Here is an 18,377-nt window from a genome sequence, read left to right as displayed (position 1 = left end):
CGCCGCGCGCCGCCCGTGTCCTGGGGACGCGGATGAGCGTGTGAACGGCGAAGGGTCCCTCTCCCGCCCGGGAGAGGGACCCTTCCTCCTGTCTGCGGCCGTGCGCCTCGCGCAGGCCCCTCGGGGATCAGCCCTGGGTGGCCTTGCGGCGGCGCATCACCAGGTACGAGCCGGCGCCCAGCAGTGCCGCGGCGGCAGCCGCGAGCGCGGCGACGGGGGCCTCGGAACCGGTCTCGGCCAGGTTGCCGCCCTCGCCCGTCGACTCGCCCGGCTCCTCGCCGCCGGCGACGCCCTCGGTGGCCTCTCCGGTCGAGCCATCGCCGGTGGAACCCTCGGTGCCGCCGGTGGTCTCCTCGCCGCCCGCGGCGCCCTCGGTGGTCTCACCGGTGGTGCCCTCGGTGGTCTCGCCCGCGGTGCCCTCGGAGGTGCCCTCGGTGCTCTCGCCGGTGGTGCCCTCGGTCGTCTCACCGGTCGTCTCACCGGTGGTCTCACCCGTGGTGCCGCCGGTGGTGTCGGTGGCGGGGCAGGTGTGGGACAGGTTGAACTCGTCGAGGTCTCCACCCTTGACCTCGGCCTCGGCGGCGACGAGCTTCGCCCCGGGCTCGGAGGCTACGTAGGCGTGCTTACCGAGCGGCTTGCCGAAGACGTCGAACTCGGTGATCGTCTGGGTGCCGCCGGGCTCGAAGGTGACCGTGAGTTCGACGAACTCGGGCTTCTCCTTGCCGCGGGCCGGCAGGACGAAGTGCCAGCCGTCCTTGTCGTCCGGGATGATCTCGGGGCACTCGCCCTTCTCGAACTCGGCCGCGGTGATGGGCAGCGGCTGACGCAGCTCGGGGGAGGAGGATCCCGTCGCGAAAGCGGGGGCGGCCGGGGCCAGCGCCATGCAGGCCGCCGCGGCCACGGCTGCCGCACGCGTGGAAGTGGGAATGCGCATGAACTACCACCTTTGGTGGCGGGGGACATCTGGGACGTGTGGGGAATGAGGGGGGTGGCCGTAGCTTTTCCCGCCGCATGGAACCGGTCAAGCGCGATACGTCGCATCTGTCCCCATGTGCCACCTCTGCCCCAGAGGGTGTTGTGTAACAATCAGATCAATATCAAGATCAAAATGCTTAGAGGTGGGTAGCCCGCCGGGAAACGCAACTCACAGCAGCACGAACGCCGCCCCCATCAGCGCGACCCCCAGCAGCCCGGCCCCCCACGCGGTGCGCCGCATGCCCAGGCCGCCCCCGACCACCGGCGAGGCCAGCACCAGCGCGCCCGCCAGCGGCAGCCACGCGTAGAGCACACCGGCGGTACCGGTGCGCACCACCCCGGCTCCGTCAGGCCCGTCAGGCCCGTCAGGCCCGTCCGAGCCCTCCCGGCCGGGCCACAGCGCCACCGGGAGCCGCTCACCGGCCTCGTACGACACCGGCGCCTCGACGGCGACCTCCGCCCGCGCACCCTCGCCGCCGCCCTCCGGGGCGAACGGCCCCGTGCACGTCCACCCGTCGCACTCGGCGACGGTCATCGTCCCCCGCACCGCGCCGCGTTCGGCCACCGCCTGCCGCGTCCCGTCGAGGGAGACCCACACACCGGCCATCACCAGCACCGCCGCGACCACGCCCATCAGCGCCGCCCGCGCCAGCAGCAGCAGGCCGTACGCGCTCTCACCGGCCCGGCGCGCGGGGCCGCGCCTGGCGGAGGTGCTCGGGAACCCAGGAGACATGGCGGGATCCTGGGGCACGGGAAGCGGACGGTCAACCTCCGCGCGCCCCCGGCGTACGCCGCAGGGCCCCGCGCGGCCCGGGTACGGCTGAGGCCCGGCTCAGGCCCGGCTCAGGCCCGGCTCAGGCCCGGCTCACGAGTTGTACGTGCCCTGCGCCCGCTCCAGACCGTCCACCAGCAGGCACTCCACGGCGTCCGCGGCCCGGTCCACGAAGTAGTCGAGCTCCTTGCGCTCGGCGGAGGAGAAGTCCTTCAGCACGAAGTCGGCCACCGGCATCCGGCCCGGCGGGCGGCCGATGCCGAAACGCACCCGGTGGTAGCCGGGACCGAGGGACTTGGTGAGCGACTTCAGCCCGTTGTGGCCGTTGTCGCCGCCGCCCTTCTTCAGCCGCAGCACCCCGTAGTCGATGTCCAGCTCGTCGTGGACCACGACCAGATGCTCCAGCGGCACCTTGTAGAAGTCGCGCAGCGCGGTGACCGGGCCGCCCGAGAGGTTCATGTACGACATCGGCTTGGCCAGCACCACCCGGCGGCTCCCGGCGCCCGGAGCGCCCAGCCGGCCCTCCAGCACCTGTGCCCGGGAGCGGTGCGCCTTGAACTTCCCCCCGATCCGCCCGGCCAGCAGCTCGGCGACCATGAACCCCACGTTGTGCCGGTTCGCCGCGTACTCCGGACCGGGATTGCCCAGGCCCACCACCAGCCAGGGGGCGTCGGCGTCGCTCATCGTCGTCTCTCTCCTACAGCGGACCTACAGCAAGACCTACGGGGAAGGCACCACGGCCGCCGGCCCGCGCCCACGGCGCGGGCCGGCGGCCGGAGAAAAGAGGGGGCGAACCCCGCGGATCACTCCGCGGCGCCCTCGCCCTCGGCACCCTCGCCCTCAGTGGCCTCGGCGGCCTGCGCGGCCAGCACGTTGAGGACGACGGTGTCCTCCTCGACGGCCAGCGAGGAGCCCTTCGGCAGCGGGATGTCCTTGGCCAGGACGGAGTCGCCGGCGGCCAGACCCTGGATGGAGACGGTCACGGACTCCGGGATGTGGGTGGCCTCGGCCTCCACCGGCAGCGTGTTCAGCACGTGCTCCAGCAGGAACTGGCCCGGGGCCAGCTCGCCCTCGGTGTGCACCGGGATCTCGACGGTGACCTGCTCGCCGCGCTTGACGACCAGGAGGTCGATGTGGACCAGGAAGCCGCGGATCGCCTCACGCTGCACGGCCTTGGGGATCACCAGCTCCTGGCGGCCCTCGACGTCCAGCGTGATCAGCACGTTCGAGTTCTTCAGGGCCATCATCAGGTCGTAGCCGGGAAGGGCCACGTGGACCGGCTCACCGCCGTGCCCGTAGATGACACCGGGGACCTTGTCCTCGCGGCGGAGCCTGCGGGACGCACCCTTGCCGAACTCCTTGCGGACCTCGGCGGAGATCTTGACGTCAGCCATGACGCACTCCTCGTCTCTCAAGTCGGTTCTGTGGCGGTTGCCAGAGCTACTCGGCCACGACTGACCTGCTGCGAAGAGCGCGTCGATAACGGATCACCGTGCCACTGCGGGCACGACTCCCTCGCCGAGCAACTCCACGAGTCTACCGCCCCGGGAAAGCGGGAGCGGACACGGCGGGGGCGCCGTACCGGGCACCTGCCCGGTACGGCGCCCCCGCCGAACCGTTACGCCTGCTCGTCGAAGAGGCTCGTCACCGAGCCGTCCTCGAACACCTCGCGCACCGCGCGGGCGATCGTCGGCGCCATCGACAGCACCGTGATCTTGTCGACGTCCACCTCGCTCGGCGTCGGCAGGGTGTCGGTGAAGATGAACTCGCTCACCCTGGAGTTCTTCAGCCGGTCCGCCGCCGGGCCGGACAGCACACCGTGCGTGGCCGCCACGATCACGTCCTCGGCGCCGTTGGCGTACAGCGCGTCGGCGGCCGCGCAGATCGTGCCGCCGGTGTCGACCATGTCGTCCACCAGCACACACACCCGGCCCCGCACATCGCCGACGACCTCGTGGACGGTCACCTGGTTCGCCACGTCCGGGTCGCGGCGCTTGTGCACGATCGCCAGCGGCGCGCCCAGCCGGTCGCACCAGCGGTCGGCGACCCGCACCCGGCCCGCGTCCGGCGAGACCACCGTCAGCTTGGAACGGTCCACCTTGCCGCCCACGTAGTCCGTCAGCACCGGCAGCGCGAACAGGTGGTCGACGGGGCCGTCGAAGAAGCCCTGGATCTGGTCGGTGTGCAGATCGATGGTGAGGATCCGGTCGGCGCCGGCCGTCTTGAGCAGATCGGCGATCAGCCGCGCCGAGATCGGCTCACGGCCGCGGTGCTTCTTGTCCTGCCGCGCGTAACCGTAGAACGGCACGATCACGGTGATGCTCCGGGCCGAGGCCCGCTTGAGCGCGTCCACCATGATCAGCTGCTCCATGATCCACTTGTTGATCGGAGCGGTGTGGCTCTGCATCAGGAAGCAGTCGGCGCCACGGGCGGACTCCTGGAAGCGCACGTAGATCTCGCCGTTGGCGAAGTCGAACGCCTTCGTCGGGACCACGCCGACACCGAGCTGCCCCGCGACCTCCTCCGCCAGACTGGGGTGGGCGCGGCCCGAGAAGAACATCATCTTCTTCTGGCCGGTCGTCTTGATCCCGGTCACAACACAATCTCCTTGCGAGCATCGATTCGTCGGGGCGCACCACGGTGTGCGCTTCTCACGGTACGCCCTGGCCGGCGCACTTCCGCCAGGTCATCCCCGGGTCACGGGACCGTCGCCGCCCTCCTGGGCGGCGGCCCGGGCCGCCTGCGCGGCCGCGCTCCCGGGACGCTTACGGGCCACCCAGCCGGCGATGTTGCGCTGCTGGCCGCGCGCGACGGCCAGCGAACCGGGCGGCACATCCTTGGTGATCACGGACCCGGCGGCGGTGTACGCCCCGTCCCCGACCGTGACGGGAGCCACGAACATGTTGTCCGACCCCGTCCGGCAGTGCGAGCCGATCGTGGTGTGGTGCTTGTTCACCCCGTCGTAGTTCACGAACACGCTCGCGGCGCCGATGTTCGAGTGCTCGCCGATCGTCGCGTCACCCACGTACGACAGGTGCGGCACCTTCGTGCCCTCGCCCACCTCGGCGTTCTTCATCTCCACATACGTGCCGGCCTTCGACTTCGGCCCCAGCCGCGTCCCGGGCCGCAGATACGCGTACGGGCCCACCGACGCGCCCGGGCCGATCTCCGCCGAATCCGTCACCGCGTTGGTCACCACCGCGCCCTCGCCGACGACGGTGTCCGCCAGCCGGCAGTTCGGCCCGACCTCGCAGCCCGCGCCCAGCCGCGTGGAACCCAGCAGCTGCGTACCCGGGTGCACCAGCGCGTCCGGCTCGTACGTCACCGTCACGTCCAGCCACGTCGACGCCGGATCCACCACCGTCACACCGGCCAGCATCGCCCGCCGAAGCAGCCGCTCGTTCAGCAGCCTGCGCGCCTCGGCCAGCTGCACCCGGTTGTTGATCCCGACGATCTCCCGGTGGTCGCCCGCCACACACGCGCCCACCCGGTGCCCCTGGGCGCGCAGAATCCCCAGCACGTCCGTCAGGTACTCCTCGCCCTGGCTGTTGTCCGTGCCGATCCGGCCCAGCGCCTCGGCCAGCAGCCGCCCGTCGAACGCGAAGACCCCCGAGTTGATCTCCCGGACAGCCCGCTGCTCCTCGGTGGCGTCCTTGTGCTCCACGATCGCCGTCACCGCGCCGTCCCCCGCGCGCACGATCCGCCCGTAACCGGTCGCGTCCGGCACCTCGGCCGACAGCACCGTCACCGCGTTGCCCTGCCCGGCATGCGCCCCGGCCAGGTCCGACAGCGTCTCGCCGGTCAGCAGCGGAGTGTCACCGCAGACGACCACCACCGTCCCCGACGGGAGCACCCCGTCGGCCGCCAGCGCCTCAAGCGCCGTGCGCACCGCGTGCCCGGTGCCCCGCCGCTCGGCCTGCACCGCCGTGCGCGCCTTCGCGTCCAGCGCCGCCAGATGCTCGGTGACCTGCTCGCGGCCGTGGCCGACGACCACCACCAGCTCCTCGGGATCCAGCTCACGGGAGGCGGCCACCACATGACCCACGAGCGACCGCCCGCAGATGTCGTGCAGGACCTTGGGCCTGGCGGACTTCATGCGGGTGCCCTCACCCGCTGCGAGGACGACGACGGCTGCCGGGCGGTTGGCGCTCACGGGTGTGCCCTTCGGCTTCGGGACGGAACTTCGGACGTCTTGTGGACGGATGACGGGACAGGCTGCCGGACCGACACGGAACCCACCCGAAGGACCACTCCCGCACACCCGGCGGCCACCGCCGGTTCACGGGAGGGACCGCGGCGAAACCGCGCGGGAAGGTGTGGTGTCATCCGCAGGATACCCGGGGGGACCCGGTCATTCCGCCGGTGCCCCCTGGCCCGGCACCGTCGCGCCGCCCGTGCCGCCGGGGCTCCCGGAACCGCCCGCACCCCCTGCGCCGCCCGCGGCCTCCGGACCGCCCGCGGCCTCCGCGCCCTCCGCGCCCTCCGGGCCGTCCGCGCCCTCCGCGCCGTCCGGGCCGCGCCCGGTGATCGCCGCCAGACTCGCGCGCACATGCGCCATGTGCTGCCGCACCGCCTCCCGCCGCTGCTCGTGCGCCCGCACGATCCGCTCCGTCTCCCGCTCCACACGCTCCTGCCGCAGCCGCGCCCGCGCCAGCAGCTCCGCCGCCCGCTCCTCGGCCTCCGCCTGGAGCCGCCGCGCGTCCTCCTCCGCCCCGGCCGCCTCACGCCGCGCCCGCTCCAGGACCGCCTCGCCCCGCCCGGACAGCTCCGCGACCCGCTCCTCAACCGCCGACTCGCGCGCGGCCAGCCCCGCCTCCAGCTCCCCGGCCTCCGCCGCCTGCTTCCCCTCCTGCTCCCGCAGCAGCGCCTCACAGCGCTCGGCCATCTCCCGCAGCTCGCGCCCGCCGGCCTCCACCAGCTCCCCGGCCTCCGCACGCGCCTTCGCCAGCAGCTCCCCGGCCCGCTCCCGGGCCCGCCCCAGCAGCGCCTCCGCGGCCTCGTCCGCCTCCCGCCGCGCCCGGGCCGCACCCTCGTGCGCCGCCTCCCGCCGCGCCCGGCCCTCCTCCTGCGCCCGCTCCAGCACGCGGCGCGACTCGTCCCGCGCCCGCTCCCGCAACTCCCCGGCCTCGGCCTCCGCCTCGGACAGGATCAGCCGGGCCCGCTCACCCAGCGCCTCGTACGTCTGTGGAGGCAGCGCGGCGACCACCCCCCGCAGCCGTTCCGCCTCCGCCTCCAGCTCCCCGGCCAGCACCCCCAGCCGGGTCAGGCGCTCCCGCGCCTGATCCAGATCCCCGTACAGCACACCGGTGAAGCGGTCGACCTGCTCGGGCCGGTAACCGCGGCCCCGAACGACGGCGAAACCGTGAGGCGACCTGGACGCGGACGACGCAGACATCGTGAACCCCAACCTTCACACAATCCGGCGGACATCCCACCCAGCATGCGCCATGAGACCCCATGCGCCGCAACCGACACAAACCGCGCGAACGCACAAGGAAGCGCGATCCCCCCGGCACGCCCCCCGACCGGAGGAACACCACGGCAACACCACGGCAACAGCGCCGGGGCGGAGCCGGGGACAGCACCGGGAACACGGCGGGAACAGCCGTGCCCGGCCCCCGCTCGGCGGAGACCGGGCACGAACACACCGGCGAAGGCCCGGTACACGGCGACCGGTGACTACAGCAACCCGTCCCACATCTGCTCGAGCAGCACCGACCACCAGTTCTCCGGCCCGGCCGGAGCCGCCGGATCCAGACACGCCAGCATCCCCTGGAAATCCACCGTCCAGCGGCCCGCCTGCTCCGGCGTCAGCCCGTACCGCAGCCGCCACATCCGGCCCAGCAGCGCCAGACACCGCACGAACTCCGGCAGACCGCTGTTGACGAACTGCGCCACCGCCGGCCCGCCGCCCGCGGGAGCCTCCAACGGCACCGCCACGATGTGCGCCGTGCCGTACTGCACACACAACTGGCGCCCGTAGTCGTTGCCCATCACCAGATACGAGGCCGCGTCCGCCGCGGGACGCACCCCGCGCTCCTGCGCCAGCTCCGCCAGCGTCGGCACCGGACGCCCCGGCTGCGCCTGCGCCCAGAAGAACGGACCGAACTCCACCGGCAGCCCCGCCCACATCAGCGTCTGCGCCACCACGTCCGGCACACCCTGCCGGGAGACCGCACGCTGGTCGAAACGGAACACCGCCTGCGGACCGAACGCCTGCACCAGCTCCTGCGCCACACCGTCCGGCCCGACCGGCGGCGCCGGCTGAAGCAGATGCGGCGGCGGCAACGGCACCCGCACCGGCGCCGGACGCGCCGGACCGTCGGCCACCTGGTGCAACTCCCCCTGATGCTCTATCAGATGACGCACACCCTGCCGGCGGGAGGCCACATCACGCCCGTACGGCGCGGTGTGGCTGATCCGCACCTGCGGCCAGGACTCCCGCACCATCCGAGCACAGTAACCACCGGGAACGTCGCAGCACTCCAGCTCCGTGTGCAGCTCCAGCACCTGCTGCGGCGGAACGTTCATCGCCCGCAACTCGTGCAGGATCTGCCACTCCGGATGCGGAACACCCGGCGCCGAACGGCGGATCAGCTGCTGCTCGGAGCCGTCCGGCGCGCGGTAGCGCAGCACCGCCATATAGCCGGGACCCACCATCGGCACACCGGACGGCTGCTGCGGATAGCCGTACGACGGCGCCCCCGGAGGAACCCCGGGCGCGCCCGGAACACCCGGCGGCGGCGGAGTCCCCGGGCCGACCGGACCTCCCGGACCCGGACCTCCCGGACCCGGACCGCCGGGGCCCGCCAGCATCGTCGCCGCATGGTGCACCCCGCCGCCCGGAGCGGCCGGAGCACCCGGCGGGGGAGTACCGGCGCCACCCTGGGACGCCACCTCGTCCGCCGACACCAACTGCGTCGGCGCATAGGCCGCACCACCGGACGAACCCCCCGGCGAAGCCGCCCCCGCACCCCCCGGACGCGCCCCCGGCACCCCCGGCTCCCCGGGCGGCGGCGGCACGGACGGCCCACCGCCGCGCTTCGGCGCACGGCTGGTGGCGACATCGCCCGGCGCCCCCGGAGCGCCGGGCGGCTGCGGAGCACCCGGCGGCGGGGGAGTACCGGGACCGCCCGCCGAAGGGTCGGCCAGCATCGTCGCCGCATGGTGCACCCCGCCCGCCGGAGCCGCCGGAGCCGCCGGCTGCTGCGGCTGCTCCTCCCGGGCCCCCGGAGCCCCCGCAGCGCCCTGCGGCGAGTCCTGCGGACCACCGACCGCCGGAGCCACCGTCGTCCTCGGCAGCGCGCTGCCCTCCGGCAGCAGCGTCGTCTTCGCCTCCGCGCCCGCCCCGGGCGCCGGATCCGGCCCGCCGTCCTCGTCGTCACTCCCGCTGATCGGCGGCGCGAACACCGTCATCGGCGGTCGCACCGACGCCACACCGCCCCCGCTGCCGCTGGTGTCCGCCGCATCCCACGGCGAACCGGAGCCGGAAACCGGCGCCGGAGGAGGCGTGGACGCGGAAGCGGAGACGGGCGCGGGCTCCGGAGCGGGCGAAGACGCCGGCACGGAACCGCCCGACGACCCGCCCGACCCGTCCGAACCCCCCGGACCGGCGGCCTCACGACGGCCCGGAATCCCCAACTGGTCCGCCGCCTCCTGCAACCACTCCGGCGGCGTCAGCAGAAACGACGTCGCCTCCAGATCCACCCGCCGCGGCGGATCCGCCGCCACCGGCTCGGCCGCAGCCCCGTACTCCTCCTCGTACCGCCGGATCACCTCGCCCACCGGCAACGCCGGCCACAGCGTCGACTCACCGCTGTCCCGCGCGATCACCAGCCGCTGCCGGCCACCGTCCGACGACGGACCGTCCGTACGGTCCTCCGCCCACGCCACGAAACCCAGATCGAACTCCCGCACCCGCACCTCACGGTGCTGATACGCCGGAACACCGCCGTTGACCCAGCGCTCCGCACGCTCCTGCGCCTGCGCGAACGTCACCATCGAGCCTCACCCCTCCACCGGGACGGCACGCGCGAACCCGCCGTCCACCATCAGGCCGGCCACGGTCTCCAACTCCGGCGGATTACCCGCCAACCGCAGCAGGAAGTCGTCGAAATCCGCGCCGCACGGCAGCAGAAGCCCCGCCACCCGATCCTGCACCGACAGCCCGTCCCGGTCCCGCGCGTCGTCGTACGCGCAGAACCACACCGACCCCAGCGCCTCACCACGCACCTTCACCGCGACGATCCCGCCCTGCACGAAGGCCACACCCAGATAGTCCTTCGTCAGGTGATCCCGCAGACACTTGTTCACGTACACCAGATCGTTGACCGCCGCCTCCTCACGCACCGTGAAGAACGGCTGATCCACCAGCAGCCCCAACTCCGCGTCCAGCGCCACCCCCGCCGGAGCACAACCACCCGCCGCCTTCAGAAACGACCGGTACGCCTCCGGCAGCCGGTACCCCAGCGTCTCCTCCACGTCCAGCACCTGCTCCTCGGACACCGCAACCCCGTGAGGCACCTCGAAGTGCACCGGACGCGTCTCCTGCAACGGCCGCGTCCCCCGCTTCCCGTGATCCACCACAGCCGTCGCCAGACCACCGTGATGCCGCAGCAGAGCCTTCACCTCCACCGGCACCAACTCCAGCCGGCGGCCACCCGCCACGTGATGCCACGTCCAGCCGTGCGGAGTCGCCACCGACGGCGACTCCGCCCACAACTCATGGCCCTCCGCGTGCATCGCCGCGTTCGCCGACACATGGTCGGTCAACCGCAGCTCGTCCGCACCGAAACCCTCCGGCGGCTCCGCGATCTCCACCGCCGCACGCGCGAACGGCGAGAAATCCGGATAACCCAGCTCATCCACCCGCACACCGCCCGGATACCGGGCAGCCCGCACCGGATCCGGAAAACGCACGACCTGACCGGCATAGACCGCGTTCGGCGGCGCGGACCCCTCCCCGGAACGAGAACCGGGAGAAACCCCCAACCCAGGCCTACCTGTCGTCATGGCGGTGCCCCCTGCTGGCAACTGGCTTACGGGCGCCGATGGGCGCTGACGAGCACAGCCTATGCGCTACCCCCACCACCGGTCCCGCCCCGTCCACCCACCCCGGCACACCCCGCCACACACCCCGACGACCAACCCGCGACCCCGACACGGCACACTCACAACACGGCCCACCAGGCCGGGACACGCCCCACGACATGCCCCGAAACCGACCCCGCTTTCCCAAAAGCCCACGCATTTGGCACCCTGAACCAACGCCATCGGGGGGATGCGCGGGGAGGAAACCCAACCATGCACGCCACACAACACAACACCGCCGAACACCCCTCGGACCCCCGCATCGGCTGGGGCGCACCCGACGACACCACCCCCGTCCCGCGCCACCGCCGCGACGGCATCATGCCCACCGTCGCCGCCGCCCTCTCCGTACGCGGCCAGACCCTCACCTGCACCGCCGGCAAGGCCGACAACCCCCCGGCCCTCCACCCCCTCGTCCAGGACTACCTCGACACCCTCACCACCCCCCAACGCGAACGCCACACCGGACGCTGCCCCGAAGTCGTCCTCATCTCCCGCCACCTCACCACCGCCGAAGCGGCCCGAAGCAAACGCGCCAGCCGCAAACCCCTCAGCACCGGCGAAGCCCGCAAAGCCCTCAAAGGCGCCAAGATCACCACCCGCCGCATCCGCGAGGACGGCGACCCCGCACACGGCACCTACGCACCCCCCTGCCGCTCCTGCACAGCCCTCCTCGCACACTTCGGCGTACGCCCCGTCGACCCCGCAGGAGAACGGTGAACACCCCCATCCCCCACCCCCGCGACACCACCACCCGCTTCCCCGTCCCCGTCGACGCCGCCCTCCGCGCCGCCGGCTGGACACCCGGACGCCACCACATCGCACAAGCCGAGATCTGGGCCGACACCCTCCGCGCCCACCACTCACCCACCGGACACCAGCACGCCGTCTTCCCCGCCGCCGTCGAAGCCTGGGCCGAATTCGGCGGACTCCACATCACCAGCACCGAACCCGGCCGCCACATCGCCCCCACAGCCGCCCGCATCGACCCCCTGTACGGCCTCCACTGGCCCCGCACCCTCAACGACCTCGGACGCGCCCTCGACACCGCCATCGCACCCCTCGGCGAAGAGGACAACGGCAACGCACTCCTGGCCATCGACGAACAAGGCCGCGTCTACAGCATCGACCACACCGGCGACTGGTACCTCGGCCCCACCCTCGACGCCGCCCTCACCACCCTCGTCACCGGCACCAGCCCCAAACGCCTCACCCGCGATCCGGAATGACCACCGGGACGGGCCTCAGCCCCGGTCCGGAATGACCGCCGACACCCGGAAACCCCCCGCCTCCGTCGGCCCCGACACAAACCCCCCACCCAGCGCCGCCACCCGCTCACGCATCCCCACCAGACCATTGCCCCCACTGGGCAGCCCCGCACCCCGCACACCCTCCGCCGGCGCCTCGTTCTCCACCAGCACCGCCACCTCACCCGCACGACGCGCCAACCGCACCCGCGTACGCGCACCGGCCGCATGCTTGTGCACGTTCGTCAACGCCTCCTGAACCACCCGGTACGCCGTCTGCTCCACCCGCCACGCATACGAACGCACCTCCCCCTCCACCGACAGCTCCACCGACATCCCCGCCGCCCGCGACTGCCCCACCAGCGCCCCCAGCTCACGCAGACACGGCCCACCGGACTCCTCGGAGCCGTCCGCCGGATCCTCCGACCCCGCCGAGTCCCGGCCCGCGGCCACCTCCGCGACCTCCGCCACCCGCGCCAACGGCCGCCCCGCGTCCACGGCCCCCGCCGACGCCTCCCCCGACGCCTGCGCGGACGTCTGCGCGGCCCCCGGCGGCTTCACCTCGTGCGACCGCAGCACACCCAGCATCGTCCGCAACTCCGTCAGCGCCTGCCGCCCCATGTCCCCGATCAACACCGCGTTCCGCGACGCCTTCTCCGGATCCTTCCGAGCCACCGCCTGCAACGCCGCCGCATGCACCACCATCAGACTCACCCGATGCGCCACCACATCGTGCATCTCCCGCGCGATCCGCGTCCGCTCCTCGTTGCGCGCCCACTCCGCACGCTCCTCCGCACGATCCGCCAGCAGCGACAACTCCCGCTCCAGACCGTCCGCACGCTCCCGCAGACTCTCCACCAGCCGCCGCCGCGCCCCCACATACAGCCCCAGCAGCACCGGCGGCGCCGTCACACCCACCGACATCAGCACCGACACCAGCGGAACGAACCACACCGGCGGGTCGTAGCCGTAGTCGTCCCGACCCACGTTCCGCTGAAGCTCCACGGTCGCCACGATCAGCGACCCCAGCCCCTGCATACCGGCCAGCAGAGCGATGATCCGCCGCGGCACATCCGACGCCGCCAGTGTGTACAGCCCCACCGTCCCCAGCACAGCACCCATCTGCGCCGGCGTGACCGCGATCGCCACCAGCACCACCGCGATCGGCCACCGCCGCCGCAGCACCAGCGACAACCCCGCCAGCGCACCCAGCGCCACCGACAGACCCACCGGAATGCCGGCCTCGCGCGCGAACGGAACCCCCTGCGCCGCGCACTCCGCGCCCGACACCAGCGCGAGCCCCACGTCCAGCACCGCACTCCGGCGCCGCGTCCACCACAGCGGCCCCCGAGGCGCGTCACCCCGGCCCTGGTCACGGGCCTCGACACTTTCCCCCGTCTCGGTCATACCGCCCAGCCTACGACCGCCCGCCAGGGGTTTTCGGGGTGGCTCCGCACGCGGAAAACCGTGTGCCCGCCGGCGGACGTGACGACGTATGCGGCGGTGAAAAAGTTACTTTTCACCCGAACCGATGAATCATCCGGATTTTCGAACCACGCACGCTTTTGCGAGTCCAGGATGGCGTCATGGTTCAAGCCAAGACGGAGATGAAGGAGCGCGCCCGCGCCCTGCGCCGCGCGGGCCGCACATACGACGAGATCGTGGCGGAGCTGGGGGTGTCGAAGAGTTCGGTGTCGCTGTGGGTGCGGGATCTGCCGAGGCCGGCGACTCCATCGGAGCGACTGCACCGCATGCGGGAGGCGCGCTGGGCACCGCACCGCCGCGAGCAGGCGATCAAGCGTCAGCAGACGAAGTTGACGGCGGCCAATGAGATCTACCCCATGACGAGCCGGGAGCTGTTCATGGTCGGAGTGGGGCTCTACTGGTCGGAGGGAGCGAAGAGCAAGCCGCACAGGCCGAAAGAGGATGTGGTGTTCGTCAACAGCGATCCTGGGATGATCAAGGTCTATCTGGCCTGGCTCTCCCTGCTCGGGATCGAGGCGGACAGGCGGCAGTTCCGGCTGATGATCCACGAGTCGGCTGATGTGGAAGCCGCCGAACGATTCTGGGCCGACCTGGTAGGGGTGGATGTGTCGTCATTCGACAAAACGACGCTGAAGAAACACAACCCGAAGACTTCCCGCAAGAACGTAGGGGAGGAGTACCGGGGGTGCCTGGTCGTCCGCGTCCGGCGCGGTGCCGACCTGTACCGTCGCATCGAGGGCTGGTGGTACGGCATAGTAGTGGAGGCCGGTCGGAGGTCTGAGCAGATGTCCGATTTGGCGTTAATTGCCATCCCCTGTGGTGTAATCGGCAGCACAGCGGTTTTTGGTGCCGCTTGTCCAGGTTCGAGTCCTGGCGGGGGAGCTCAGAGTTCGAATGAAGGGCCCCGACCCACCGGTCGGGGCCCTTCGTTGTACTCGCGAGCGGCCCCGGCGGCCCCGGCGGCCCCGACGGGCCGGCGGGGCCGCGCCGGGTTGAGGTTGACGTAAGGGGAAAGGGCATCCTCGGGGTCGAGCCCCCTAGGGGGCGGTACCCCCTTCCACCTACCCGAGGCTCGTCCCCTGGCAGGACGAGGGCGGGCGGATCGCTCCCTAGGCTGCTTGATGCAGGGTGCCGCACGGGTGGGGTGGTGCTGGCCCCCGTACGGATACGGCACCGCGCACCATCGCGGCGCCGGACCGGACGCGGCAGGCTCGTCGCATAATCCAGATCAAGACTCAGATCAAGATCCAGGCCAGGACTCAGAGCAGGGTCCGGTCAGTTCAGCGCCGGCCGGCGCCGAGGGCCTCGGGGGAGGCTCCGGCCCGGTGCGGTCGATGGCAGTCGATATAGGAGATATACCGTGACAACGGCTGTAGTGAATCCCAGGACCGGGGGCAGTGGAGGAAGTACGGCTGTTGCCGCGCGGGCGCGGCAGGTCGTCAAGGCGTACGGCGCGGGTGAGACGCGGGTGGTGGCGCTCGACTCGGTGGACGTGGACATCGCGCGGGGGGCGTTCACGGCGATCATGGGCCCGTCGGGTTCGGGCAAGTCGACGCTGATGCACTGCCTGGCGGGGCTGGACGCGGTGTCGTCGGGGCAGGTGTGGATCGGTGAGACCGAGATCACGGGGCTGAAGGAGAAGAAGCTGACCCGGCTGCGCCGGGACAAGATCGGTTTCATCTTCCAGGCGTTCAACCTGCTGCCCACTCTGACGGCGCTGGAGAACATCACGCTGCCGATGGACATCGCCGGTCGCAAACCGGACCGGGAGTGGCTGGACCGCGTGGTGGAGACGGTCGGCCTGTCCGGCCGCCTCAAGCACCGTCCCAACCAGCTCTCCGGCGGCCAGCAGCAGCGCGTGGCCGTCGCCCGCGCCCTGGCCGCCCGGCCGGAGATCATCTTCGGTGACGAGCCGACCGGCAATCTGGATTCGCGTGCGGGCGCGGAGGTGCTGGGTTTCCTGCGGCGTTCGGTGGACGAGCTGGGTCAGACGATCGTGATGGTGACGCACGACCCGGTGGCGGCGGGGTACGCGGATCGGGTGCTGTATCTGGCGGACGGGCGCATCGTGGACGAGATGCTGCGGCCGTCGGCGGAGGCTGTGCTGGACCGGATGAAGGCGTTCGACACGTTCGGGCGGGTGTCATGACCGTTCTGAGGACTTCGCTGCGGAATTTCGTGGCGCACAAGGGCCGGATGCTGCTGAGCGGTGTCGCGGTGGTGCTGTCGGTGGCGTTCGTCTGCGGGACGCTGGTGTTCACGGACACGATGAACACGACGTTCGACCGGCTGTTCTCGCAGACGGCGGCCGATGTGACGGTCTCGTCGAAGGACGCGGGCAGCGGTGAGGCTCCGGCGACGGGGCGGCCGGCGACGGTGCCGGGTTCGCTGGTGGAGGAGCTTGAAGGCGTCGAGGGGGTTGCCTCGGCCGCGGGCGGTGCGTTCAGCACGGGTGTGACGGTGGTGAACGCCGAGAACGAGAACATGGGGTCGTCGACGGGGGCGCCGACGATCGCGAGCAACTGGACCGCCATCGACGAGAGGTCGATGGAGATCACCGAGGGCCGGCTGCCGCGTGGTCCGGGTGAGGTGATGGTCGACGCGGACACCGCCGGCAGGCACGGTCTGGAGCTGGGGGACGAGCTGCGGACGATCTCGGCGCTGGGTGACTTCCGGTCGCGGATCGTGGGTGTGGCGGCGTTCAGGTCGACGAATCCGGGTGCGACGGTGGTGTATTTCGACACCGGCACGGTGCAGGAGAGGCTGCTGGGGGATTCGGACGCCTACACGGATGTGTATGTGACGGCGGCCGGGGGTGTGAGCGACGAGGAGCTGAAGGAGCGTGTCGTCGCGGAGCTGGGTTCGGGGGAGTACAGGGTCCGGACTCAGGAGGAGTACACGGCGGAGGGCCAGGACGAGATCGGGTCGTTCCTGGATGTGATCAAGTACGCGCTGCTGGGTTTCGCGGGGATCGCGTTGCTGGTGGGTGTGTTCCTGATCGTGAACACGTTCTCGATGCTGGTGGCGCAGCGGACGCGTGAGATCGGTCTGATGCGGGCGATCGGTTCGAGTCGCCGGCAGGTGAACCGGTCGGTGCTGGTGGAGGCCTTGCTGCTGGGTGTGTTGGGCTCGGTGGTGGGTGTGGCCGCCGGTGTGGGTCTGGCCGTGGGGCTGATGGAGCTCATGGGCCTGGTGGGCATGAACCTGAGTACGGACGATCTGACGCTGCGGTGGGTCACGCCGGTGGTCGGTGTGGTGCTGGGTGTCGTGGTGACGGTGCTGGCGGCGTACCTTCCGGCGCGGCGTGCGGGCCGGGTGTCGCCGATGGCGGCGCTGCGGGACGACGGTCTGCCGGCGGCGGGGAGCCGGGTGGGCCGGGTCCGTTCGGGTGTGGGTCTGGTGCTGACGCTGGCCGGTGCGGGTGCGCTGGTGGTGGCGGCGGGGTCGGAGGAGGCCGCGGGCGGGTCGTTGTTCCTGGCCGTGGGTGTGCTGCTGACGCTGGTGGGTTTCGTGCTGATCGGTCCGCTGCTGGCGGGCGGTGTGGTGCGGGTGCTGGGCGCGGTGGTGCTGCGGGTGTTCGGTCCGGTGGGGCGGATGGCGGAGCGGAACGCGCTGCGCAATCCGCGTCGTACGGGGGCGACGGGTGCGGCGCTGATGATCGGGCTGGCGCTGGTGTCGTCGTTGTCGGTGGTGGGTGCGTCGCTGGTGGCGTCGGCCGGTGACGAGCTGGACCGGTCGGTGGGCGCGGACTTCATTCTGATGTCGAGTGCGGGTCAGCCGGTGGTGCCGGAGGTCGTGGAGCGGGTGCGCGCCACCGAGGGGGTGGCGCATGTCACCGAGTACCGGTGGCTGGAGGCGCGGCTGACGGGTCCGGACGGGGAGTCGGTGAAGGAGCCGGTGACGGCGGCTTCCGCGACGTATGCCGAGGATCTGCGGGTGGAGACGGTGGCGGGTGAGCTGCCGGCGGCGTATGAGCGGGATTCGATGTCGGTGCCGGAGGATTTCGCGAAGGCGCACGGTGTGGAGGTCGGTGACCGGGTCGAGGTGGATTTCGCGGCCGGTGGTACGGCGGAGCTGACGGTGCGGGCGGTCACGGCGTCGGACACGAGTGTGGATCAGGGCGCGATGTATCTGAGCACCGCGACGGCAAAGCGGTATGTGCCGGAGGACCGGATGCCGCTGAACATGATGTTGTTCGCGAAGGCGGAGGAGGGTCAGGAGGATGCGGCGTATGCGGCTCTGAAGGGGGAGCTGGAGCGGTTCCCGCAGTACGAGGTCCGTAACCAGGCGGATTACAAGGAGCTGCTGGAGGACCAGGTGGGGCAGTTGCTCAACATGGTCTACGGGCTGCTGGCGCTGGCGATCGTGGTGGCGGTGCTGGGTGTGGTGAACACGCTGGCGCTGTCGGTGGTGGAGCGGACGCGTGAGATCGGTCTGATGCGGGCGATCGGGCTGTCGCGGCGGCAGTTGCGGCGGATGATCCGGCTGGAGTCGGTGGTGATCGCTCTGTTCGGTGCGCTGCTGGGTCTGGGGTTGGGCCTGGGCTGGGGTGTGGCGGCGCAGCGGTTGCTGGCGTTGGAGGGGCTGAGGGTGCTCCAGGTGCCGTGGCCGACGATCGCGGGGGTGTTCTTCGGTGCCGCGGTGGTGGGGCTGGTGGCCGCTTTGGTGCCGGCGTTCCGGGCGGGCCGGATGAATGTGCTGAACGCGATCGCCACGGAGTAGTCCGGGGGGTCCGTGAGGGGCTCGCGGGGCGCTGTGGTGCGGCCCGGTCGTGGTGGGTGCGGTGTCGCCGCTCGCCGGGGCCGGGC

General features: G+C 71.8%; 14 protein-coding genes and 1 tRNA gene. 5 read left to right on the top strand and 10 right to left on the bottom strand.

Annotated features, from left to right (window positions below; genetic code table 11):
- Window positions 1-127: 127 nt before the first annotated feature.
- The 9 genes from BM237_RS00545 to BM237_RS00505 all read right to left on the bottom strand — a co-directional run bounded on the left by BM237_RS00545 (window position 128) and on the right by BM237_RS00505 (window position 10,759).
- Window positions 128-934 (bottom strand): LAVTG motif-containing sortase-dependent surface protein, encoded by an 807-nt coding sequence (locus BM237_RS00545; protein WP_093846587.1) that lies wholly within the window; start codon window positions 932-934, stop codon window positions 128-130.
- 210 nt (window positions 935-1,144) lie between these two features.
- Window positions 1,145-1,708 (bottom strand): hypothetical protein, encoded by a 564-nt coding sequence (locus BM237_RS00540; protein ID WP_175540830.1) that lies wholly within the window; start codon window positions 1,706-1,708, stop codon window positions 1,145-1,147.
- A 132-nt stretch (window positions 1,709-1,840) separates the two neighbouring features.
- Entirely contained in the window at window positions 1,841-2,431 is a 591-nt protein-coding gene (gene pth / locus BM237_RS00535) for an aminoacyl-tRNA hydrolase (RefSeq protein ID WP_093846585.1), read from the bottom strand.
- Window positions 2,432-2,550: 119 nt separating this feature from the next.
- Entirely contained in the window at window positions 2,551-3,141 is a 591-nt protein-coding gene (locus BM237_RS00530; protein WP_093846583.1) for a 50S ribosomal protein L25/general stress protein Ctc, read from the bottom strand.
- Between the two features lie 224 nt (window positions 3,142-3,365).
- The gene (locus BM237_RS00525; protein ID WP_093846581.1) at window positions 3,366-4,343 is read right to left on the bottom strand and encodes a ribose-phosphate diphosphokinase; all 978 of its coding nucleotides are present in this window, start codon (window positions 4,341-4,343) and stop codon (window positions 3,366-3,368) included.
- Window positions 4,344-4,433: 90 nt separating this feature from the next.
- Window positions 4,434-5,900, bottom strand: a complete 1,467-nt coding sequence (gene glmU / locus BM237_RS00520) for a bifunctional UDP-N-acetylglucosamine diphosphorylase/glucosamine-1-phosphate N-acetyltransferase GlmU (protein WP_093846579.1) — start codon at window positions 5,898-5,900, stop codon at window positions 4,434-4,436.
- Between the two features lie 198 nt (window positions 5,901-6,098).
- Window positions 6,099-7,142, bottom strand: a complete 1,044-nt coding sequence (locus BM237_RS28895) for a coiled-coil domain-containing protein (RefSeq protein WP_175540829.1) — start codon at window positions 7,140-7,142, stop codon at window positions 6,099-6,101.
- A gap of 284 nt (window positions 7,143-7,426) precedes the next feature.
- Window positions 7,427-9,748, bottom strand: coding sequence for an SUKH-4 family immunity protein (locus tag BM237_RS00510; RefSeq protein ID WP_093846577.1), 2,322 nt, complete (start codon window positions 9,746-9,748; stop codon window positions 7,427-7,429).
- A 6-nt stretch (window positions 9,749-9,754) separates the two neighbouring features.
- Window positions 9,755-10,759 carry an SMI1/KNR4 family protein gene (locus BM237_RS00505; protein WP_093846574.1) on the bottom strand — a complete coding sequence of 335 codons (1,005 nt, stop codon included), beginning with the start codon at window positions 10,757-10,759 and terminating at the stop codon, window positions 9,755-9,757.
- 291 nt (window positions 10,760-11,050) lie between these two features.
- On the opposite strand from BM237_RS00505, the gene BM237_RS00500 reads away from it, so the two are divergent.
- Together BM237_RS00500 and BM237_RS00495 are read left to right on the top strand one after the other, a co-directional pair.
- A complete protein-coding gene (locus BM237_RS00500; RefSeq protein WP_093846572.1) occupies window positions 11,051-11,557 on the top strand; it encodes a YwqJ-related putative deaminase in 507 nt (168 codons plus the stop codon).
- Window positions 11,554-12,066 (top strand): SUKH-3 domain-containing protein, encoded by a 513-nt coding sequence (locus BM237_RS00495; protein ID WP_412720667.1) that lies wholly within the window; start codon window positions 11,554-11,556, stop codon window positions 12,064-12,066. The genes BM237_RS00500 and BM237_RS00495 overlap by 4 nt, the downstream gene beginning before the upstream one ends.
- A gap of 15 nt (window positions 12,067-12,081) precedes the next feature.
- On the opposite strand, the gene BM237_RS00490 is transcribed toward BM237_RS00495, so the two are convergent.
- Window positions 12,082-13,491 carry a sensor histidine kinase gene (locus tag BM237_RS00490; protein WP_093846570.1) on the bottom strand — a complete coding sequence of 470 codons (1,410 nt, stop codon included), beginning with the start codon at window positions 13,489-13,491 and terminating at the stop codon, window positions 12,082-12,084.
- 888 nt (window positions 13,492-14,379) lie between these two features.
- Here BM237_RS00490 and BM237_RS00480 point away from each other — a divergent pair.
- From BM237_RS00480 to BM237_RS00470, 3 genes are all read left to right on the top strand, one after another.
- Window positions 14,380-14,451 (top strand) — tRNA-Gln (locus tag BM237_RS00480).
- Between the two features lie 478 nt (window positions 14,452-14,929).
- Window positions 14,930-15,718, top strand: coding sequence for an ABC transporter ATP-binding protein (locus BM237_RS00475; RefSeq protein WP_093846568.1), 789 nt, complete (start codon window positions 14,930-14,932; stop codon window positions 15,716-15,718).
- Window positions 15,715-18,291 (top strand): ABC transporter permease, encoded by a 2,577-nt coding sequence (locus BM237_RS00470; RefSeq protein ID WP_093846566.1) that lies wholly within the window; start codon window positions 15,715-15,717, stop codon window positions 18,289-18,291. The genes BM237_RS00475 and BM237_RS00470 overlap by 4 nt, the downstream gene beginning before the upstream one ends.
- The last annotated feature ends 86 nt before the right edge of the window (window positions 18,292-18,377 follow it).

It is taken from the genome of Streptomyces mangrovi, assembly GCF_900114215.1.
GTDB classification, from domain to species: domain Bacteria; phylum Actinomycetota; class Actinomycetes; order Streptomycetales; family Streptomycetaceae; genus Streptomyces; species Streptomyces barkulensis.
Note: the sequence above shows the minus strand (reverse complement) of the source record. Positions and strands in the feature narration are given on the sequence as shown.